This window comes from Cohnella zeiphila, from assembly GCF_014212055.1.
Classification (GTDB): Bacteria; Bacillota; Bacilli; order Paenibacillales; family Paenibacillaceae; genus Cohnella; species Cohnella zeiphila.
In genome coordinates, this window is the sequence record NZ_JACJVO010000005.1 from 84,639 (window position 1) to 106,069 (window position 21,431).

General features: G+C 59.7%; 20 protein-coding genes. 19 read left to right on the forward strand and 1 reads right to left on the reverse strand.

Annotation, left to right across the window (positions count from 1 at the left end; translation table 11 throughout):
* The first annotated feature begins 52 nt into the window (after positions 1-52).
* From ctaD to H7C18_RS04320, 5 genes are all read left to right on the forward strand, one after another.
* Complete coding sequence (gene ctaD, locus H7C18_RS04300; RefSeq protein WP_185127916.1) at positions 53-1,858, forward strand: cytochrome c oxidase subunit I; 1,806 nt, start codon at positions 53-55, stop codon at positions 1,856-1,858.
* The gene (locus H7C18_RS04305; protein WP_185127780.1) at positions 1,855-2,475 is read left to right on the forward strand and encodes a cytochrome (ubi)quinol oxidase subunit III; all 621 of its coding nucleotides are present in this window, start codon (positions 1,855-1,857) and stop codon (positions 2,473-2,475) included. The genes ctaD and H7C18_RS04305 overlap by 4 nt, the downstream gene beginning before the upstream one ends.
* A 3-nt stretch (positions 2,476-2,478) precedes the next feature.
* Complete coding sequence (locus tag H7C18_RS04310) at positions 2,479-2,799, forward strand: cytochrome C oxidase subunit IV family protein (protein WP_185127781.1); 321 nt, start codon at positions 2,479-2,481, stop codon at positions 2,797-2,799.
* A 231-nt stretch (positions 2,800-3,030) separates the two neighbouring features.
* The gene (gene ctaG / locus H7C18_RS04315) at positions 3,031-3,942 is read left to right on the forward strand and encodes a cytochrome c oxidase assembly factor CtaG (protein ID WP_185127782.1); all 912 of its coding nucleotides are present in this window, start codon (positions 3,031-3,033) and stop codon (positions 3,940-3,942) included.
* Positions 3,943-4,052: 110 nt separating this feature from the next.
* Positions 4,053-4,517, forward strand: coding sequence for a DUF420 domain-containing protein (locus H7C18_RS04320; RefSeq protein ID WP_185127783.1), 465 nt, complete (start codon positions 4,053-4,055; stop codon positions 4,515-4,517).
* Positions 4,518-4,734: 217 nt separating this feature from the next.
* On the opposite strand, the gene H7C18_RS04325 is transcribed toward H7C18_RS04320, so the two are convergent.
* Positions 4,735-5,661: an RluA family pseudouridine synthase gene (locus tag H7C18_RS04325; RefSeq protein ID WP_185127784.1), complete on the reverse strand. Its 927-nt coding sequence runs from the start codon at positions 5,659-5,661 to the stop codon at positions 4,735-4,737.
* A gap of 198 nt (positions 5,662-5,859) precedes the next feature.
* On the opposite strand from H7C18_RS04325, the gene H7C18_RS04330 reads away from it, so the two are divergent.
* The 14 genes from H7C18_RS04330 to H7C18_RS04395 all read left to right on the forward strand — a co-directional run bounded on the left by H7C18_RS04330 (position 5,860) and on the right by H7C18_RS04395 (position 21,429).
* Entirely contained in the window at positions 5,860-6,585 is a 726-nt protein-coding gene (locus H7C18_RS04330) for a hypothetical protein (RefSeq protein WP_185127785.1), read from the forward strand.
* Between the two features lie 18 nt (positions 6,586-6,603).
* Entirely contained in the window at positions 6,604-7,008 is a 405-nt protein-coding gene (locus H7C18_RS04335; RefSeq protein WP_185127786.1) for a GntR family transcriptional regulator, read from the forward strand.
* Positions 7,005-7,934, forward strand: coding sequence for an ATP-binding cassette domain-containing protein (locus H7C18_RS04340; RefSeq protein WP_185127787.1), 930 nt, complete (start codon positions 7,005-7,007; stop codon positions 7,932-7,934). The genes H7C18_RS04335 and H7C18_RS04340 overlap by 4 nt, the downstream gene beginning before the upstream one ends.
* Positions 7,931-8,836 carry an ABC transporter ATP-binding protein gene (locus H7C18_RS04345; RefSeq protein WP_185127788.1) on the forward strand — a complete coding sequence of 302 codons (906 nt, stop codon included), beginning with the start codon at positions 7,931-7,933 and terminating at the stop codon, positions 8,834-8,836. Before H7C18_RS04340 ends, H7C18_RS04345 begins: the two co-directional genes overlap by 4 nt.
* Positions 8,829-10,100 carry an ABC transporter permease gene (locus H7C18_RS04350; RefSeq protein ID WP_185127789.1) on the forward strand — a complete coding sequence of 424 codons (1,272 nt, stop codon included), beginning with the start codon at positions 8,829-8,831 and terminating at the stop codon, positions 10,098-10,100. Before H7C18_RS04345 ends, H7C18_RS04350 begins: the two co-directional genes overlap by 8 nt.
* Before the next feature lie 175 nt (positions 10,101-10,275).
* Positions 10,276-11,919, forward strand: a complete 1,644-nt coding sequence (locus H7C18_RS04355; RefSeq protein ID WP_185127790.1) for a spore germination protein — start codon at positions 10,276-10,278, stop codon at positions 11,917-11,919.
* Positions 11,920-11,922: 3 nt separating this feature from the next.
* Positions 11,923-13,026 carry a GerAB/ArcD/ProY family transporter gene (locus H7C18_RS04360; protein ID WP_185127791.1) on the forward strand — a complete coding sequence of 368 codons (1,104 nt, stop codon included), beginning with the start codon at positions 11,923-11,925 and terminating at the stop codon, positions 13,024-13,026.
* Between the two features lie 26 nt (positions 13,027-13,052).
* Positions 13,053-14,261, forward strand: coding sequence for a Ger(x)C family spore germination protein (locus tag H7C18_RS04365; protein ID WP_238357462.1), 1,209 nt, complete (start codon positions 13,053-13,055; stop codon positions 14,259-14,261).
* 32 nt (positions 14,262-14,293) lie between these two features.
* Positions 14,294-14,491: a CLC_0170 family protein gene (locus tag H7C18_RS04370; protein ID WP_185127793.1), complete on the forward strand. Its 198-nt coding sequence runs from the start codon at positions 14,294-14,296 to the stop codon at positions 14,489-14,491.
* A 172-nt stretch (positions 14,492-14,663) separates the two neighbouring features.
* Positions 14,664-15,614, forward strand: coding sequence for a methylenetetrahydrofolate reductase (locus H7C18_RS04375; RefSeq protein WP_185127794.1), 951 nt, complete (start codon positions 14,664-14,666; stop codon positions 15,612-15,614).
* Positions 15,615-15,671: 57 nt separating this feature from the next.
* Entirely contained in the window at positions 15,672-17,114 is a 1,443-nt protein-coding gene (locus tag H7C18_RS04380) for a WD40/YVTN/BNR-like repeat-containing protein (protein WP_238357463.1), read from the forward strand.
* Positions 17,115-17,190: 76 nt separating this feature from the next.
* Complete coding sequence (locus H7C18_RS04385) at positions 17,191-18,180, forward strand: Gfo/Idh/MocA family protein (RefSeq protein ID WP_185127796.1); 990 nt, start codon at positions 17,191-17,193, stop codon at positions 18,178-18,180.
* 459 nt (positions 18,181-18,639) lie between these two features.
* Positions 18,640-19,809, forward strand: coding sequence for a Gfo/Idh/MocA family protein (locus H7C18_RS04390; RefSeq protein WP_185127797.1), 1,170 nt, complete (start codon positions 18,640-18,642; stop codon positions 19,807-19,809).
* A gap of 525 nt (positions 19,810-20,334) precedes the next feature.
* Positions 20,335-21,429: a Gfo/Idh/MocA family protein gene (locus H7C18_RS04395; protein WP_185127798.1), complete on the forward strand. Its 1,095-nt coding sequence runs from the start codon at positions 20,335-20,337 to the stop codon at positions 21,427-21,429.
* The last annotated feature ends 2 nt before the right edge of the window (positions 21,430-21,431 follow it).

Here is a 21,431-nt window from a genome sequence, read left to right on the forward strand (position 1 = left end):
AAATGCTGCTCATGCGCACCACGGGCATAAGGTCAAGCGCTACAAGGGCTTGATGGATTGGCTGACGACCGTCGACCATAAAAAGATCGGGATTCTGTACTTACTGGCGGGCGGACTGTTCTTCGGCGTCGGCGGTCTGGAGGCGTTGCTCATCCGGATCCAGCTGATCAAGCCGATGAACGATTTCGTCGGAGCCGACACGTTCAACGAGTTGATTACGATGCACGGCACCACGATGATCTTCCTCGGGGCCATGCCGATGCTGTTCGCGCTCATGAACGCCGTTATTCCGCTGCAGATCGGGGCGCGCGACGTCGCGTTCCCGTTCCTGAACGCCCTCGGCTTCTGGACGTTCTTCTTCGGCGGCGTGCTGCTGAACATCAGCTGGTTCGCCGGCAACGTGCCGGACGCGGGCTGGACGTCCTACGTACCGCTCGCAAGCCCGACCTACAACTCGGGCCACGGCGTCGACTACTACGTCATCGGCTTGCAGATCGCCGGGATCGGGACGCTCCTCGGGGGCGTCAACTTTATGGCCACGATCATCAACATGAGGGCGCCGGGCATGTCCTTCATGCGGATGCCGATGTTCACCTGGACGATCTTCATCACGTCCGCACTGATCGTTTTCGCATTCCCGGTACTGACCGTCGGTCTGGTCGCCCTGATGTTCGACCGCTTGTTCCAGGCCAACTTCTTCGAGACGGGAAGCGGAGGCAGCGCGGTACTCTGGGAACACGTCTTTTGGGTGTTCGGTCACCCCGAGGTGTACATTCTGATTCTGCCGGCGTTCGGCGTCATCTCCGAAGTCGTCAGCACGTTCTCGCGCAAGCGCTTGTTCGGATATAGCTCGATGGTGTTCGCGACCGTCCTGATCGCCTTCCTCGGCTTCATGGTCTGGGCGCACCACATGTTCACGACCGGTCTCGGGCCGGTGGCCAACGCCTTGTTCTCGATCGCGACCATGCTGATCGCCGTTCCGACGGGCGTCAAGATCTTCAACTGGCTGTTCACGCTGTGGGGCGGATCGATTCGCTTCACGACCTCGTCCATGTTCGCGATCGGGTTCATCCCGACGTTCGTCATGGGCGGCGTCACCGGGGTTATGCTCGCGGTAGCGCCGGCCGACTATCAGTACCATGACTCGTACTTCGTCGTCGCTCACTTCCACTACGTAATCGTAGGCGGTCTGATCTTCGGCATCTTCGCCGGCCTGTTCTACTGGTGGCCGAAGATGTTCGGCCGGATGCTTAACGAAGGTCTCGGCAAGCTGACGTTCTGGACGTTCTTCGCCGGCTTCCACCTGACGTTCTTCGTCCAGCACTTCCTCGGCTTGATGGGGATGCCGCGCCGTGTATGGACGTACTTGCCCGGTCAAGATTTCGATACGATGAACGTGATCTCCACCATCGGAGCTTTCCTGATGGGCGTCGGCGTCATCGTATTCCTGATCAATATCTTCGTGACGGCTGCCAAGCCGCGCAACGCCAAAGCCGACGCTTGGGAAGACGGACGCTCGCTCGAATGGTCGATTCCGTCCCCGCCGCCGGAATATAACTTCAAGCAGCTGCCGCTCGTGCGCAACTACGACGCATGGTGGCGCGTGAAGATGGACGGTCAGGCGGAGATGCCTGCTGCGGAACCGCCCGGACCGATTCACATGCCTTCGCCTTCGATCATGCCGCTCATCATGAGCATCGGGCTCTTCATCGGAGGATTCGGCTTCATGTACGACAAGCTGTATCTGGCCATCGGCGGCATCGGAATCACCCTGGTGTGCATGCTCCTCCGCTCGGTATTCGACGATCACGGCTTCCATATCGAAGAGGACGAACAAGAGAAGGGGGTTCACGCATGAGCGCGCATCAACACGCAGAAGGCCTGATGTCTCATGAACCCGAGAAAGTAACGATGGAAGGCCGCAACAAGATTCTTGGCTTCTGGTTGTTCCTGGGAGCCGAGACCGTCTTGTTCGGCACGCTGTTCTCCGCTTTCGTCGCGCTGCGCCACAATGTGGGCGACGGCCCGAAAGCATCCGAGCTGTTCGAGCTTCCGACCGTCTTCGCGGCCACGATGATCCTGCTGTTCTCTAGCTTGATGAGCGTGTTCGCGGTGCAGGCGATGCACCGCCACCAGGTCAAGGCGATGATCGGCTGGCTGGTCGCTACCGTCGTGCTGGGCCTGGGCTTCCTTGGACTGGAAATTACCGAGTTTACCACTTACGTAAGCGAAGGCCATAAGATGAACACCAGCGCCTTCAGTTCTTCGTTCTATACGTTGGTCGGTTTCCACGGCGCGCACGTCGCGTTCGGCGTTCTCTGGATCACGCTGCTCATTCTGCAAATTTTGAAAAAAGGCCTGACGGTCGTAACGGCGCCGAAAATTTACGTGTCCGCGATCTACTGGCACTTCATCGACGTCGTGTGGGTTTTCATCTTCACCGTGGTCTACTTGATGGGAAAGGTGGCGGCGTAACCGATGTCGGACAATCATTCTTCCGTATCCGAGGGACAGTCGCGGCACCATAAAGTCGAAGGCCCCCGCAAGCACATCGTCGCGTTTGTCATGTCCCTCGCGCTGACGCTGATCGCGTTCGCCGCGGTCGCCTCGGGCGAGATCAATACGCAGTTCACGTACATCATCCTGGTGTGCATGGCGATCATGCAAGTGTTCGTCCAGCTCGCTTTCTGGATGCACATGAAGGATCGCGGCCACGCGTTCCCGATTATCGGAATCGCCTTCGGGGTAATCGTCGTCTTCACGATGGTCATCATGGCCAGCTATTGGGTATGGTGGTAAAAGCAAAAGGATAAACTGCTTAGGAGGCGGGCTGCGTACCCGCCTCTTTTCACTTGTTGTTTAGGGAATTATGCGATTAAATTTCCTGTGGATAACCGGGGGCTCCCCAAAAGTAATCGGACTTAACTTCAGAGCATCACTTCACGTTCCCGGGGTCCCCGCAAAGTACCTGAGTAAACATCGAAGCAAAGCCTCACTTTGTGGGGTTATCTTAAGAAAGAGGGAATTGCGATGAAAGGGCTAAGTTATTTCTCGTTCAGCGATCTGTGGAGCCCGTTCTTCCTCGTCTTCATGCTGGCGGTGGCGACGCTGTATTCGTTCCTCGTCGGACCGTGGCGATACCGGTTCCAAGGCAGCGAACCCGTAACGATCGGTCGGCAGATCGCGTTCTATCTATCGGTCGTGTTATTGTACGCCGTTCACGGAGGCCCCCTCAGCCTGATGGGGCATTTGATGTTCACGTACCATATGACGGATATGGCTATCTCTTACATCCTGGTTCCGCCCATCCTGCTGTACGGAATTCCGTCATGGATGTGGCGATCGCTGCTCAGCCTGCCGGTCTGGCGGCCGATCCGCTTTCTCGGGAAGCCTCTGTTCGGCTTGTTCTTGTTCAACCTTATGTTCTCGTTCTATCATCTGCCCGGCATTCACGATTGGATCATGGTCCATTACTTCATCCACGGCCTGTTCTATATCGTGCTTCTGCTTGCCGCGCTCCTCAACTGGTGGCATATCTCCGCGCCGGTGCCCGAATGGGTCGGGCTGACTCCTCTTCGCCGGCTCGGGTTTATTTTCCTGAACAGCCTGCTGCTGACGCCCGCTTGCGTACTCATCATCTTCGCGAGCGATCCGCTGTTCTCGGTATACAACGACCCGCAAGTGTGGGCGCAGGCGATGCGCTATTGCGTCTCCAGCAGCTCCGCCAGCTTGCTGGCCGAGTTCAACGGCCCCGGCTTCTTCAGCGTGCTGAGCCCGCATGAAGACCAGCAGCTCGGCGGCATCATTATGAAGCTGCTGCAGGAGTTCGTGAACATCTGGGCGCTGTTTACCGTGTTCATGCAGTGGTACAAGAAAGAGCGCGCGCAGGAGGACGATCCGACGTTCGACCATGCGGCGTCCGGACGTTTGAACAATGTGTGAAATCGGGAAGGGGACGTTTGTGCATCCCGAATGCGCAGGGTACAATGGAGACAGCTGCAGCCCGGCTAACCATTTATCCACTTATCCATTGAAGCAGGTGACCCCCGTTCATGACATGGTATCAGGTTTTTCCGACCATCAGCACGAGCTTCATCGCACTTAGCGCGATTCTGGTCGCCATCGGCTGGCGTCTCATTCTGTTGGGCAAGCGCGAATCGCATCAGAAGGTGATGATCGCGGGCGCGATCGCCGCCCTTCTGTTCTTCCTGTTCTACGTATCCCGTACCATATTCGTAGGGAATACGGAATGGGGCGGCCCGGACAATCTGAAGACGCTGTATACGATCTTCCTCGTCTTCCACATCGTTCTGGCGATGGTGGCAGCCGTATTCGGCATCACGACGCTGACGCTAGCGTTCAAGAAGCGCTTCGCCAAGCACCGCAAGTGGGGCAGAGTCACGGCATCTACCTGGTTTGTTACGGCGGCGACAGGCATTACCGTTTACGTCCTGCTCTACTTGATGTATCCGGGCGGGCATACGAAGCCGGTGATTGACGCGATATTCGGATTGTAATCCAAAGAAAAACGGCTGAGCGAATCATTGGGGACTGACCCCATTCGATCGCTTAGCCGTTTTTTTATTGTTTAGGAAATTATGCGATTAAATTTCCTGTGAATACCCGGGGGCTCCTCCAAAAGGAATCGGATTTAACTTCAAAGCATCACTTCACTTTTGGGGGATTTGTTCTTGCGCCGGAATCGCATCGGATAACCTTCGGTTCCTAAGCGGCTTAATCCGAGTCCTGACGGAACGGACGGAGAAACGCGCCCGGAATCGGGCTCTCGAACCGCAGGGTAGCGCCCGTCGCCGGATGGACGAACGCGAGCACGGAAGCGTGCAATCCGAGCCTCCCGATCTCTCGGGAGCGGGAGCCGTACTTTTTGTCGCCGACGATCGGATGCCCGATGTCTTGCATGTGGACGCGGATCTGGTTTTTGCGGCCGGTCTCCAGGCGCACTTCCAGCAAGGAGAACCCCGCCCCGGACTGCAGCCGCTTGTAATGGGTCACGGCATGCTGACCGTCGCCGGGATGAGAGCTGGAATACATCTTCAGCGTCTTCGTCTCCTTCAGCCAGGAAGAGACGGTCCCATCGGCCTGTTTGACATGCCCTTCGACCAAGGCGACGTAGACGCGTTCCTTCACCGCATTCTGCCAATCGTTCTGCAGCGCCTGCTGGATGCGTTCGCTTTTGGCAAACATCATGACGCCGGACGTGTCGCGGTCCAACCGATGCACGACGAAGACTCTGCGATTCGGGTCCTTCTGGCGAACGTGCTCCATGAGCTGGCGATAGGCGGTCAAGGCGCTTGCGTCATGAGGCGAGGAGATGGAGAGCAGACCGGCATCCTTCTGGACGACGATCAGCTCTTCGTCTTCATACAGGATCGACAGCCCGATCAACCGCGTCTTCTGAACGATCTTCTCCAGGCTTACGGTAACGGAATCCCCCGGAGACAGCGGATGATCATAGGCGGTCTCGGCGTTCCCGTTGACCGCGATCTGGCCCCGCGCCAGCATCGATTTGATCGCGTTGCGCCCTTGTCCGGTCGGCGAGGCGAGCAAGAAAGCCAACAGCTGGGCAGGCTCCCGAACGGTGAAAGTGCGGATCGGGTCCGGCTTGCGGGGCGGATGAGAACGGGAACGCTTCGGGTTCATGATAGGGCCTCCTGGCGATTGCGGCATCGCTCGACTGTTATGTTCTTCGATTATAGGGGAATCCGTTCAGAAAAGAAACTGCAAGCGAGCAGAGCAAACAATAGGATTGACACGCCCTTCCATGCGTGTTTATACTGTGTATGTAGATATACACACTATAAACACTGAATTCCTATTGGGATCGGAGAGGTGCTCCCTATGAATAGCTGGCGCGCGGTAGGCGCGATTGTCGCATTCGAATTGCGCAGGGAATGGGGCGGCGTGTTGATAACCGGCCTTTTCGCCGCTTATTTCGGCGTCATCTTCATCGGCCTCGACGATCCGACCGATGCAAGCGGCAATGCGAAGCATTTCCTGGTTACCATGACGAACTGGATCTACTTGTTCGGGTTCCCGCTGTTCGGCAGCCCGATGAGCCGGAACAGCTTCCATTGCTGGAGGGACGACCCGTTCTCCAAAAAAATCGCCCATTGGCGGACCCTGCCGATTCCGCTGCCGACTATTCTCGTGGCGCGCTTCCTGCAAACGGCCGCGATCATGATCGTTATCGGAGGATTGTTCGCGGCGGCGGAATATTTGCTGCATTCCCGAGTTCGCGATCTGGCGACCCCGGCCGAATGGGCGGCGACGACCGTCGTATGGATGGCATACGGCTTGATCGTGCAAATTTTATACATTTATCTCGAGCTTGGCTGGAGCGGCAAGATTTATGTGAAATGGTACCTGGCGTTCAACGCCGCGGGGTTTCTCCTTGTGGGATTCGCGGGGTGGCACGGCGTGAATATCTTCACCGGACTGGCCGACAAGGTCGCGGCTCATCCGGTCTCGATCCCGATCGCGGCCCTCGCCGTTCTTGCCATTGCGTTAGGGGCGGGTTACCGGCTCGCGATCGCCCGCATGCGCCGCCGCCGCTACACTTTCTAGACAGAGAGGGGTGGGCTTGTGTGGCTCCCCATTCATATTGACGAGAACCGCCCCGAGCCCCTCTACCATCAGATCGAAACGCAGCTCAGAGGTTTGATTCTAGGCGGGCAACTGACGGAAGGAACGCTCCTGCCGTCGATTCGCGAGCTGGCCGTGGCGCTGAAATGCAGCGTCATTACGGTGCGTAGGGTCTATCAGGACTTGGAGAACGAAGGACTTCTGCGCACGCGCCAAGGAACCGGCACTTTCGTCGCCGGAGTCGATCTGACGGCGAGGGAAGGCCACCGGCTCGACCGGGTCGTCGAGGCCTTTGAACGGGCTGTGGAGACCGCGCTGCAGCTTCAATGCACGTGGGAGGAGATGGAGCGCATCCTTCGCGAGACTTATGAGAAGGCAAAGAACGAGAAGGAGGTGGGGCCGTGACCGCGCAGCAATCTGACGACGTCGCCCTTCGGCTGGCGGGCGTGGCGGTCCGAAGCGAGCGTTTTGCGCTGGGGCCGTTGGATCTGGAGATCCCCAGGGGGATCGTGACGGCCGTAATCGGTCCCAACGGCTCGGGGAAGAGCACGCTGTTTCGCTTGCTGATGAATATGGAGCCCTATCAGGAAGGGAAGGCCGAGCTGCTTGGCATGACGATCGGGCCGGATGCGGATGAGAGCTATAAGCAGAGAATCGGCTTTCTGGCCGAGCTGCCGTACAGCTATGAAGACGCTCTGACAGCCGAAGAGAAAGCGAGGTTCGCTTCGCTATGGTATCCGGGTTGGAATTGGGACCGGTATCGCAAGCTGGTTCGCGGGTTCGATGCCGAAGAAGCGAACCGCACCAAGCTGCGGAAGCTGTCCAAAGGGCTGAGAAGGAAAGTCGAGCTGGCGGGCGTGCTCGCGCCGAATCCGGAGCTGCTGCTGCTCGACGAGCCGTCGTCGGGACTCGATCCGTTCGCTTGGAAAACGATGATCGACGAACTTCAGCGATACATGGAGCAAGGGGACCGGACGTTGATTATCGCCACCCACATCGCCGAAGAGGTCAAGAGGTTGGCCGATTGCGTATTGTTCCTGCATCGCGGCAAGACGTTGGGCTTCTATGAGAAGGATGAGCTTTTCGACAGCTGGCGTTCGATCACGGTCTCGCTGGAAGACGAGGGAGCGAGCGCGGCGAACCTGAAGCGCGCGCCGGGGGTGCAGGATGCGATCGAGTCCGCGCCGGGCATCTGGCAGCTCGCGACCGACCGTTCCGACGAAGCGGAAGCGTTCTGCCGGTCGGAGGGCTGCCGGGTAATCGCCACCCGACGAATGGAGCTTGAGGACATTATGGGTTGCTTAATTCGGAAGGAGGAGGCCAGAAGATGAAACCGCTGGCGGTAGAAGGGGTTGTCAAGCATTATGGAGACAAGACGGCCGTGAACGGAGTGAGCCTGGAGGTGGCCGAAGGAGAAATTTACGGACTGCTCGGCGCCAACGGCGCGGGCAAGACGACGACGATGAGAATGGTGCTGGGCCTGATCTTCCCGGACAGCGGAACGATCCGTTACTTCGGCAAAGGCTACGGCAAGGAGCAGCTTAGCATGCTGGGCTACTTGCCGGAAGAGAGGGGCATGTACCCGAAGATCAAGGTGAGCGATCAGATCGTCTACCTGGGCCAGCTTCGCGGGATGTCGCGCAAGGACGCGGAGGACAATCTGGGGAGATGGCTCAAGCGGTTCGAGATCGAAGAATACCGCGACAAAAAGGTAGAGGAGCTGTCCAAGGGGAATCAGCAAAAAATCCAATTCATCGCCGCCGTGATCCATCGCCCCCGCATTCTCATTCTCGACGAAGCGTTCAGCGGGCTCGATCCCGTCAACGTCGAGCTGCTGAAGGCGACGGTCAAGGAGCTGCGGGACGGGGGAACGAGCATCCTGTTCTCCACGCACCGGATGGAGCATGTCGAAGAGCTGTGCCGCAACATCGCGATCATGCACCGCTCGAATCCCGTGCTGCAGGGCTCGCTTAAGCAGATCAAGGGCCGTTTTCCTCGGGAAAGGGTCGTGCTGGCCGGCGAAGGGCCGATTCAAGGATTGGAGAAGATTCCGGGCGTGAAGGGAGTCGTCCGCCACGAGAACGATGACTACGAATTGAAGGTCGCGAATCCCGAAGCGGCGCAGAGCGTGCTCAGCCACGCTTTGGCGCAGGGGCCGATCCGCAAGTTCGAGCTGATGGAACCGACCTTGAACGAAATCTTTATCCAAACGGTAGGTGATCGCCATGAATAGCATGTGGACCGTCATGTCCTTCACGATTCGCAGCAAGCTTCGCAGCAAGTCCTTCCTTATCACGACCGTTATCCTTGTCGTATTGGCCATCGTCGCGGCGAACGTTCCGAATATCATCGACAAGATCAGCTCCGGCGGAGGCCCGACGAAGGTCGGCTACGTCTCCGGCGAACAAAGCGACATCGTCCAGGGACTGCAGAGCTATTTCGCGAAGCAGGAGAAGCCGGACGTCGAACTCGTCGCCGTCGATGCCGCGGGTTCGCCGGAAGCTTCTCTGAAGCAGGCCATCGAGGATAAGAAAGTCAAAGGATACTTGACGTTCAAGGACAACCCGGACATCGGCTTCCCCGACGTCACCTACACGTCCAAGAAGATGCTCGACTCGGGCACGTCCCAGGCGCTGAAAACGGCGCTGCAATCGGTCAAGACCGACCAGGCGGTGCACGACGCGAAACTGACCGAAGCGCAGCTCGCGAAGCTGTTCGCCGAAGTGAAGCTCGATTCGGTGCAGATCAGCGACTCGACCAGCGGCAAGACGGCCGAACAGCAGGGGACGGCGATCGGCCTCACCTACGCCATTCTGATTCTGCTGTTCATGGCGGTCATGATCACCGGTCAGTTGATCGCGACGGAGATCACGGCGGAGAAGAGCTCCCGCGTCATGGAGATTATCGTCACCAGCGTCTCGCCGCTAAAGCAAATGTTCGGCAAGGTGATCGGGATTTTCATCGTCGGCCTGCTGCAGCTCGTTCTGCTCATCGGCGCGGCGGTCGTCAACTTGAACCTGTCCCAGAACAAGAATGCGCTGAATTCGCTCGGCATCGATTTTAGCGCGATCGATTCGACGATGATCCTTTATGCCGTGCTTTTCTACCTGGCCGGTTTTTTCCTGTACGCGATGCTGTTCGCGGCGGTCGGCTCGATCGTCAGCCGGACCGAGGATCTGGGTCAGGCGGTCATGCCGATCACGATGCTGTCGCTGGCCGGCTTCTATATTGCCATCTTCGGCCTGTCGCATCCGGACAGCTCCTTCATCGCGGTGTGTTCGTACATTCCGTTTTTCTCGCCGTTCATCATGTTTCTGCGGATCGGTCTCGCGAACCCGGCCGGGTGGGAGGTTATCGTCTCGATCGCGATCCTGCTGGCGAGCGTGCTCGCGATCGGCTGGCTGTCGGCCAAGATCTACCGCACGGGCGTGCTGATGTACGGCAAGCGCCCGTCGATCAAGGAACTGGCCAAAGCGATGAAGGCCTTTAAAGTTTAAGGCCGTTAACGACAAACGACAGGGGGACTTCGCGTCCCTCTGTTTTTTTGTTTTTTACTCCAATCCGCGGGCTTCTTCCCGGGACAACGTTTAAACAACCGCGATAAACCAAACAATGAAGAAAGCGGCAATTCATTCTTGTCAGCGAGATCAGCATCGGAAGGTGTTTACGCGAATGCCTCTGTTCAGAAGAAGAAGGTCCTTGAAAAAGAAGGCACCGCCTTCGAATGCCGCTCCTCCCGATCGCCGATTGGAGGAAGTCCGGCACACCGATATGAGCGGCAGGCTGGAAGAAGTCGTTCGCGTCATCAACGGCCTGCTGGGAGATAACGACGATTTCGTCATGCGCGAGCTCCGCATCTTCGGCCGTCATCCCGCGGTCATCTTTTACTATTCGAATATGGTGGATCAAGCAGGGATCAACTCCGACGTTCTGAAGGCGCTCATGTACCCGCCGCCCCAATTCCGGGAAGAAGCGGCGCCAAGGGGACGCCTGAAAGAGGTCATCCTTTGCGATGCGCTGCATCATACCGAAGTGAAGCTGGAGAGCGACCTGGCGTCGCTTGTCGAAGGCGTGCTGCGCGGCCAGGCCGTCATTGCCGTCGACGGGATTGACGAAGCTTACGTCGTCAACACTCGCAGCATCCTGAAACGGAGCATCGACACCCCGGCGACGGAGCAAGTCATTCGGGGACCTCGCGAAGGCTTCATCGAGCTGCTCGGGACGAACCTCTCCCTGATCCGTTACCGGCTGCAGACGTGCGACCTCAGGATCAAGTCGATGGAGCTCGGCCGCCGCACGCAATCCAAGGTGGCGATCTGCTATCTGGAAGGCGTGGTCAGCCCCGACCTGGTCAAAGAAGTGAACCGCCGCCTGTCGCAGGTCGATATCGACGCCGTGCTCGATTCCGGCTATCTCGAGCAATATATCGAGGACAACCATTACTCTCCGTTCCCGCAGGTGCAATATACGGAACGGCCGGACAAGGTCGTCGCCAACCTGCTGGAAGGACGGGTGGCCATTATGGTCGACGGGTCGCCGCTGGCGCTGCTCGTCCCGACGGTGTTCAACCAGTTCTACCAGACGGTTGAGGACTACACGGAGCGTTTCCTGCTGATGAGCGCGATCCGGCTGGCCCGCCTGGTGGCGCTCGTGTTCTCGCTCATCTTCCCTTCGCTGTACGTGTCGATCATCTCGTTCAACCCGGAGCTCATTCCGACCGAGTTCGCGGTTGCGGTCGCGGGCGGCCGAGCCGGCGTGCCCTTCCCGGCCATCGTTGAAGTGCTGGTGATGGAAGTGTCGATGGAAGTGCTGAGGGAAGCGACGATCCGCCTTCCGCAGCAGGTCGGCGGCGCCCTCTCCATCGTCGGCGTTCTCGTCGTCGGGCAGGCCGCCGTCGCCGCCGGCTTCGCAAGCCCGATTACCGTCGTCATCATCGCGCTGACGACGATCGGCTCCTTCGCGACGCCGGCCTACAACGCGGCGCTGGCGCTGCGCCTGCTTCGCTTCCCGCTCGTCATCATGGCCGGAATCTTCGGTCTGTACGGGGTGATGATCGGGCTGATTCTGATCGCGAACCATCTGCTGTCCCTCAAGTCGTTCGGCGTCCCGTACCTCAGCCCGCTCGTGCCCGGCAACTTCCAGGGAATGAAGGATCTGATCGCCCGCGCGCCGCTCTGGTGGATGTGGAGACGCCCTTCGTTCCTGTTTACGGGCGACAAGCACCGGGTCGACGAAAGCACGATCGATTACGTGCAGAAGCCGAGCAACGACGTACTCGATCCCCTAAAGTTCAAGGAAGACCGAAAGGAGCGTTAATGGATGGCGGAAGCCCGGCAAATAACGACTATTCAGGCCGCTGCGATTCTGATCAGTACCATTATCGGTGTCGGGGTGCTTCCGCTGCCGCTCTTCGCCGTGCATGCGGCGGAATCGGGCGCCCCTTTCATTACGTTCATCAGTGCGCTAGTCGCGATGGCAAGTCTCGTCCTCGTGTCTGTGCTCGGCATGCGCTTTCCGAGTCAGACGATCGGCCAGTACAGCGAAACGATCATCGGCAAGTGGCCGGGGCGTATCGGCAGCATCATGGTCATCGCCTTCTTTGCCATCTTGACGTCGCTGGCCGCACGGGAATTCGGCGAAGTCGTCATTACGGCGGTATTGCCGCGAACCCCTCTCGAAGTGACGGTCACGGTCATGCTGCTGCTCGCGGCAATCTCCACGCGCAACAACATCACTACGTTCGCGTATATTCATTTTTTCTATTTCCCGCTTCTCCTCGGCCCGGCATTGCTCATCACGGTGCTCGCCCTCAAGAACGCCGATACCATCAATCTGCTGCCGATCTGGGGGAACGGCAATATCGGGATCAAAGGCACGATAGACGGCATTCTGACGATTGCCTCCCTGTTCCAGAGCGCTTTCGTGCTGGCTATTGTCATTCCCTCCATGAGGCGTCCCAATCGGGCGCTGCGGGCAAGTATATGGGGCATGGTCATCTCCGGGGGACTTTACGTGACGATCGTGTTGGCGACGGTCAGCGTTTTCGGCTCGGAGGAGATCAAAAACCTGCTCTGGCCGACGCTGGAACTGGCCAAAGCGACTTCGCTGCCCGCGAACGTCCTGGAGCGGTTGGACGCCGCCTTCTTGGCCGTATGGGTAACCGCCGTGTTTACGACGCTGTTCTCGACATACTTCTTTACGGTCACGGAGCTTGGCAACCTGTTTCATCTCAAGGATCACAAAATGCTGTCTTTTTTTCTGCTGCCCATCGTATTCCTTGTGGCCATGCTCCCGCAAAACATTTTGCAAATGTATGAGGTCATCCGGAACATCGGCCAGATGGGTCTCATCATTACGATCGGGTACCCGGCCTTCCTGCTGATCATCGCATGGGTGCGAGGGAAGCGGGGGGATCGGACCTGAATGCGCGCGCGTGGTGCAAATCCGCATTGGCGTTGATCGCGCTTCTCTCGTCGGTGCCCTTGTTAACCGGGTGCTGGGACCGGCTGGAGATCGAAGACCGGGCGGTCGTGCTCGGCATCTCGGTGGACGCGATCGATCCTTCGGAGGCGGAGAAGGAAGACGAGATCACTCACCTCCGGGGCAGTTACCTGGAGCCCGGCGGATCGATGATCCGGCTCGGGGTGCAAATCGCGGTGCCGGGGAGAATTCCGCTCGGTCCCGGCGAAGGGGGCGGCAGCGGCCAGGGGTCTTCGAAGCGAACGGTATGGGTCATGGACGTTCCGGGCTACACGATCGACGACGCGCTGATGAATTTGCAGCAACAGCTGTCGGGGCAGCTGTTCTTTGGGCATCTGCGGGTGATCGTCGTCTCGGAGAGCCTGGCGCGCAAAGGGATCCAGAACTTGAACGACTACTTGCGGCGCAATTCGCAGCTTAGGCGGATGGCCTGGATGATGGTGACCAAGGGCAAGGCGCTGGACTTGATGAAGTCGGCGCCGGAGCTGGAACGGGTCCCGACGCTTTATTTGATGTCGACGATGGACAGCGCGGTCCGCATGGGCAAATTTCCGACCAATTATGTCGGCATGTACTGGAGCCGGGCCTCGAAAAAGGGGCAAGAAGGCTTCCTGCCTTACGTGGAGATGAAGAAGGAACAGAACATCGAGCTCAAGGGAATGGCCTACTTCAAGAAAGACCGAATGGTCGGGGTCACGAAGCCGTTCGAGATCGCCACTTACATGGTGATCAAGGGACTGAATCCGGCCGGCTACCGGGCGTTCGTCCGCCTGGGAAACCCGGAGCGAACGGTCATGGTGTATGCGACTTCCCGCAAATCCAAAATCAATGTCGACATCCGGAATGGCCTGCCGCACTTCGACGTGAATATCTTCACCGAACTTAACCTCGAGGAGAAAGTAAGCAACGAGCTGACCGTCAACCGTTCTTCGCTGTTGAGGGAAGTCGGCAAGCAGAACGAAAAAGCCCTTCTCAGCTCGGTCGAAAGCCTGATCGAGCAGACGAAGCAGGCGCATAGCGACATATTCGGCTTCGGAGAATACGTGCGGGCGATGAAGCCGGGTTACTGGCGGACGCACGTGAAAAGCAAAGAAGCTTGGCAAGAGATGTACCCGAGAATCACGGTCGACTTTCACATTCATTCCAGGATCAGAAGAATCGGGATGAAAGCGAGATAACCGGCGAATCGGACAGGACAGGAGGGAGAACGGTGCAAACCTACAGCTATACCGGATCCTTCGGCTATGTCGTGCCTTTGTGGATCTTGACGGGGGTGCTCCTTCTGGTGATGGACGCGGGCTCCTTCCGGGTGAAGTCCATGGCGAGAGAGGCGAAAACGTCGAAGGTGCTCGGATGGATCAACATCTCGGTCGGAGCCGTGCTGCTGGTTCTGAGGTGGATCATTTAAAGAGAGAATGCCTTAGGGCGTTTTTCCGCGGCAAGCAAGCGGGGGAACGCCCTTTCGTCTCGCGATCGGACCGGTCCGAACGAAAGAAAAGGCTTTATGCCGCCAATCCAAAGTGCTACACTAGGATATGTCGTAGGACATAACGAGGAAGCGCAAGAGGAGCGTCGGCAGCATGCTGAAGAACAAGATCGAGAACCGGCAAGCCGGCATTTTGACATATGGCATGACGCCCCCGAAAGTCAATCATCCCGCCGAGAAGATCGCCGAGATTGCGGACAAGCAGGCGGAGCGTCTGCGGGGCATCGGTCTGGACGGCCTGATTCTTTACGACGTGCAGGACGAAGCGGACCGGATCGACGCGGACCGGCCCTTTCCTTATTTGGCCACGCTGGATCCGACCTTATACAGCAAACGGTATCTTGCCGGGCTTGACGTTCCGAAGATCATCTATCGGGTGATCGGCAAGGTGGGACGCGAGGAGCTTGCGGACTGGCTACGTTCCGATCCGGACGAGGATCGGTATTCGGTGTTCGTCGGGGCTTCCTCGAGCAAGCAGGAGGTCGCGATGCGTCTGCCCGAAGCTTATCGGCTCAGCCGGGAGCTGAACGAGTGCATGAAATTCGGGGGCGTCGTCATCCCGGAGCGTCACAAGAGCAAAGGAGACGAGCATCTGCGCGCCGCGGCCAAGCAGGAGGGAGGCTGCTCGTTCTTCGTGTCTCAGGCCACGTACGACGTCGAGGCGTCGAAGAACTTCCTGTCGGATTACTACTACCATTGCCGGGAGCATGGCATTCCGACGGTGCCGATCCTGTTCAATCTGGCGCCGTGCGGCTCGCAGAAGACGCTCGAATTCATGAAGTGGCTCGGCATCAGCATCCCGAAGTGGCTGGAGAACGAACTGCTGCACGCCCATGACATTCTGGACCAATCCGTGCGGTTGTCGCGGGAAGTGTTCGAGGAGCTGTTCGAGTTCGGGTTGGAGAAAGAAATTCCGATCGGCTGCAGCGTCGAGAGCGTCTCCACGCGCAAGGTGGAGATCGAAGCCTCGGTCGCGCTGTTGCGGGAGATCAAGACGTACATGGACCGGAAGCTGCGAAAGCCGCAGATGCCGCTCGGCGTCTAAAGGAAAGGACGGGCGACATCGCCCGTCTTTTTCGCGACGGAAGCCGCATTCGAAATCGTGCCGCATGACGGCAACGGCGAGCCGCGTTCGTTCGTCTATTCCGTAGAGGTGATCGGAATGAGAGGCGAACACGGGAAAAGAACGATGGCGAGTCTCAAGCCGGCGGCCGTCCTGGCCGCGGCTATTTTGGCGCTGTCCGCTTGCGCGGGAAAGAACGCTCCCGAGCTTCCGCCTTCCGCGGAGTCGGGGAGCGCGCCGGGAATCGCCGCGGCGGAAACGGGAGGATCGGCCGCCTCGGGGGCGACGGCGGAAGCAACGCCGGGAGCTTCGCCGGCCGCTTTGGCGGGCTCGCCATCCGCGTCCGCGGCGCCGTCCCGGGTATCGAAGCCGGCGGAAGCCATGTTTACGGGCGGGCCGGCCTCGTTCCAATTGGCGGACGGAGGGCGGACGGGATGGCTCTGGGGCGATCGCGGAGGCAAGCTGGAGCTGCTGCGGACGACGGACGGCGGGAGCAGTTGGCAAGCCGTTCTGCGAAAGAGCGGGCAGGCTCCGGAGACGGGCGGGGAGTTCGGACTGCCGCAGGTCCTTTTCCCGAATTCGCGAACCGTCATGATCGGATGGTCGGACGGCAAGGAGACGAGGCTGCTTCGAACGGACGATCTTGGGGAGACGTGGGCGGAATCGTCCGTCGCTTATCCGGTTCGGGCCGTCGACATGCAGTTCGTAGGCGAGAAGGATGGCTGGCTGCTCGCGACGGGCCTTGATGCGGCGATGGGACATACGCAGAAAAAAGTGTTCCGGACGGTCGACGGCGGGAAGTCGTGGAAGCTGGCGTCGAGCGATACGGGATATATCCCGGACCCGGACGCGACCGGGCAGGCGCTGCCGCAGTACGGCGCTGCTCTGGGACTGTCGTTCGCCGACGCGAAGCTCGGCTGGGCGGCGCTGGAAAATCCGCTGGACGCCAAGCTGCAGCTCTACCGGACATCCGATTCCGGGAGCACGTGGCAAGAAGACGCCTTGCCGCCTCCGGACGGAATCGATGCGGCCGGCATCTATTCGGTACCGGAGAAGCCGCGTTTTGCCGATGCGCAAGGACGGCAAGGCTACTTCGCCGCGGCCTACGTATCGGACGGACAGGTACGCTACGGCAAGTTCGAGACTGCCGACGGAGGCAAGACCTGGTCTTCGTTTGAGATGCTTGGCGATCGGGGCACAGACCGGGATAAGGCGTCTCTTGCTTTCGCTAACGAAGAAGACGGTTGGTCGCTGTTAGACGGAACGCTTCGGAAGACGGCGGATGGCGGGCGAAGCTGGACCGAGGTGCCGGGCGACGGCGTATTGCGGAGCGCGCTGGCGAAGATGCCGATTCCGGAGCGGATGCAATTCGCGGACGCAAAGTCGGGCTGGCTGCTGTGCCGGTCGGAGAAGGATGGCGGATGGGCGCTGTTGGGCACGCGGGACGGCGGAGCGAGCTGGAAGGAGCTCGCGTCCGGATAACGTTCTCATTGCGCTTGGCCGGTTGACGGCGTATCGTATAGGTAGCCAGTCATATGGAGAAGGAGGAAACATACGGATGTCGAACGAGAGAACGGTCAAATGGGGCATTATGGGACCCGGAGGAATCTCCGGCAATTTCGCGTCGGAGCTGAGGCACGCGCCGGGCGCGGAGCTGGTCGCCGTCGCGGGACGGTCGAAGGACAAGGCGGACGCCTTCGCCGCCAAGTACAACGTGCCGCGTTCTTACGGAAGCTGCGAGGAGCTGGCGAACGATCCGGACGTCGAGATCGTCTACATCGGCACCCTGCACCCGATTCATAAAGAGAACGCGCTGACGCTGCTGCGGGGAGGCAAGTCGATCCTCTGCGAGAAGCCCTTCACGATGACGCAGGCGGAAGCTCGGGAGATCGCCCGGGAGGCGCGGCGGCGGAACCTGTTCGCGATGGAGGCGATGTGGACCCGCTATCTGCCGGTGATCCGTCAGGTTAAGGAATGGCTGCGCGGCGGCGCTATCGGCGAGGTGAAGCTGCTCAAGGCCGAATTCGGCTTCGACGCCGGCTGGAATCCCGAAGGCAGGCTGCTGAATAAAGAGAAGGGCGGCGGCACGCTGCTCGACGCGGGCATCTATCCGGTGTCGTTCGCTTCTTTCGTCTATGGGCAAAGGCCCTCCCGAATTCTGAGTACCGCCGTCATCGGCGAGACCGGAGTGGACGAGCAGTATTCGGCGCTGTTCGAGTATCCGGGGGGACAGGTCGCTTCGCTGCACGGCGGCGTTCGGCTGCCGATGAACAACGACGCATGGATTTACGGCACGAAAGGGAAGATCCACGTGCCGAACTTCCTCGCCGCGAAGGAAGCGACCTTATACGCCGGAGGCGAAGAGCCCGTCGTCATCCGCGATGACCGGACGTTCGTCGGCCATGCGCTCCAGGCCGTCGAAGCGATGAATTGCTTGCGCGAGGGGCGCAAGGAGAGCGCGGAGATGCCGCTGGACGAGACGGTCGAGCTGATGGGCACGCTGGACGAGATCCGGGGCCAGTGGGGTCTGACGTACCCGGGAGAGTGAAAGATCGGCTAACGAAGAAGTTTCCGCCTAACGCCGCAGGCGCGGGCGAAAGCTTCTTTTGTTTTTTTGCTTGACTTACATAACGGATTTTGGGCATTTATTTGACTGTGGTTAATGAAAGCCGAAATGGCGCGTTCCGCATTCCGGACGTGTGCTACAATGACGCTGAACGAGACGAACTCGCCTTGGGAAGCGACGAGCGGGAGGGGAACCGGGAACCCCGGGGCGTTTCGGGCCCGGCTTTTCGCGATGCTTCGGGGCGAGAGAGCCGAGGGCCGGGCGTCTCGCACCGGCGGCAGCCGCCCGGCCTAGTGTGCAGCCGGCAGCTTGAGCGCATGGGCAGCAGTCGTTGTAAGCGTTCCCGAACTAGCCGGCAAGGAGCCGTGTTCGGTCGGCAGACGACCGGCAAACGGACAATGACGATCAAAAGAAATGCATGGAGGACGGAGGAGAACGGAAATGAGCAAAGTACGGTACGGGATTATCGGAATCGGCAATATGGGCAGCGGGCATGCCAACACGCTCAAGTCCGGCGCCATCGCCGGAGCGGAGCTGACGGCGGTCTGCGACGGAATCGAGAGCAAGCGGGCGTGGGCCCGGGAAAAATGGAGCGACGTGGCGGTATTCGAGGATTCCGCGTCGATGATCGCTTCCGGGCTGGTCGACGCCGTCATCGTCGCCTGCCCTCATTATGATCATCCGTCGGAGGCGATCCAGGCGTTCGCCCAAGGCATGCACGTCTTGATCGAGAAGCCGGCCGGCGTCTACGCGAAGCAAGTTCGGGAGATGAACGATGCGGCCGCGGCGAGCGGCCGGAAGTTCGGCATCGTCTACAACCAGCGGATGAACCCGCTCTACCGGAAGCTCAGGGAGCTGATCTCCTCGGGGGAGCTGGGCGAGATTCGCCGGACGAACTGGATCATCACGAACTGGTACCGTCCGCAAGCCTATTACGATTCCGGAACTTGGCGGGCGACCTGGGCGGGCGAAGGCGGCGGTGTGCTGATCAACCAGTGCCCTCACAACCTCGACCTGTGGCAGTGGACGATCGGCATGATGCCGACGCGGATCCGCGCTTTCTGCCAGAACGGCAAGCACCGGAACATCGAAGTGGAGAACGACGTGACGGCTTATGCCGAGTATGCCAACGGGGCGACCGGCGTGTTCATCACGTCGACCGCCGACGCGCCGGGAACGAACCGCTTCGAAGTGACCGGCGAACGGGGCAAGATCGTCATCGAGGACGGCAAGATGACGTTCTGGCGTCTGCGCGAGCCGGAACCGGAATTCAACGCCAGGAACCGGACGCCGTTCGCCGGCCCGGAATGCTGGAAGATCGAGATTCCCGACCAAGGGCCGAGTCCGGAGCACGCGGGCATCATCCGCAACTTCACCGATGCGATCCTGAGCGGAACGGAGCTTGTCGCGCCCGGCGAGGAAGGCATTCGCGGCCTGACCATCTCCAACGCGATTCATCTGTCTTCGTGGATCGACGGCTGGGTCGACCTGCCGCTCGACGAGGAGCTGCACTTGGCCGAATTGAACAAGCGCATCGCGACCTCGTCGTACCGCAAGGAGGCTCCGGCAGCCGACGCTTCGAAGCCGGCCGATCTGACCGGGACGTTCTAAGATGAGCGGCGAACGGGAGCTTAACCGGGAACAGGCGTCTTCTCGCGGACGGCCGCCGGGAAGCGGACGTGAACGCTAATGCTCGAATTGCGATCGCGAACGCTGATCGCTCGAGAGGCGAGCGTAAACGTAACGAATCCCGGCGACGCTATTTCGGCAAAATCAGAGGCGGGCCAAGCGTAACGAATCGAGTAGACCTTATGGAGGCGGAAATTGGCCATTTGCGGGATGAAACTGGCCAATAAGCCTCCTGGGATTCGTTAAAACGCAACCCCCTCTCCTTTTCGCCAAATAAAATCGTGTGGTTTCGTTAGCGAGCGATATCGCGTGCTCGGATGCAGCACGGCGCGCCTGAATGCCCAGCTAGCCATGCGCCGGCGCCGGCCCCGCTCGCCGCCAGCCCAATCGCCGCCAAGCGCGGCAAGCGGGGCGGCACGCCGGGGGCCGCGTTGGCGGCAGGGAGGCCGTTCGCCGAGGGCGCGATTGTTTTTCTAAATAGCAAGCACCGCAGAAAGGAATGGGAGCATGAGCGATTTCAATAGGGCGGACGGCATGAACTACGCGCCGGTGTCCGCCGCGAAGCCAAAGCCGGTATGCCGGCCGGGCGAGTTCGTTTTCGCGTCGGCGGCGCTGGACCACGGCCATATCTACGGCCAGACGAACGGGTTGCTGGAAGCGGGGGCGACGCTGAAGTGGGTGTACGATCCCGATCCGGCCAAGGTGGCGCAGTTCATCGAGAAATATCCGCAGGCGAAGGCCGCGGATTCTTTGGAGACGGTTCTGGCGGATCCCGAGGTGCGGCTCGTCGCCGCCGCGGCGATTCCGTCGGAGCGTGCCGGCCTGGGCATGAAGGTGATGGACGCGGGCAAGGACTATTTTACCGATAAGACGCCTTTTACGACGCTTGAGCAGCTGGCTGCCGCCAAGGCGAAGGCGGCGGAGACCGGCCGCAAATACATGGTGTACTACAGCGAGAGGCTGCACGTGGAGAGCGCCGTCTACGCAGGGCAGCTCATCCATGAGCAAAAGGCGATCGGACGCGTGCTGCAGGTGATCGGCACGGGGCCGCACCGGCTGAGCAAATCATCGCGGCCGGACTGGTTTTTCCGCAAGGAGCAGTACGGCGGGATTCTATGCGACATCGGCAGCCACCAGATCGAGCAGTTCCTCTACTTCGCGGGCTGCAAGGATGCCAAGGTCGCGCACAGCAAAGTAGCCAACTACGCCAATCCCGACGTGCCCGAGCTGGAAGACTTCGGAGACGCCACGCTGATCGGGGATAACGGGGCGACGAACTATTTTCGCGTGGACTGGTTCACGCCGGACGGGCTGGGCACCTGGGGCGACGGAAGAATGATCATTCTCGGCACGGAAGGATACATCGAGATCCGCAAATATATCGACGTGGCTCGCGAGAGCAAAGGAAATCAAGTCTATCTCGTTAACGGAAGCGGGGAGTACCGCTACTCGGTCTCCGGCCAGGTCGGGTACCCGTTCTTCGGCGAGCTGATCCTCGACTGCCTGAACCGCACGGAGAACGCGATGACGCAGGAGCACGCGTTCAAGGCGGCCGAGCTGTGCCTGCAAGCCCAGAAACAAGCCATTCGCGTGGAAGGATAGGC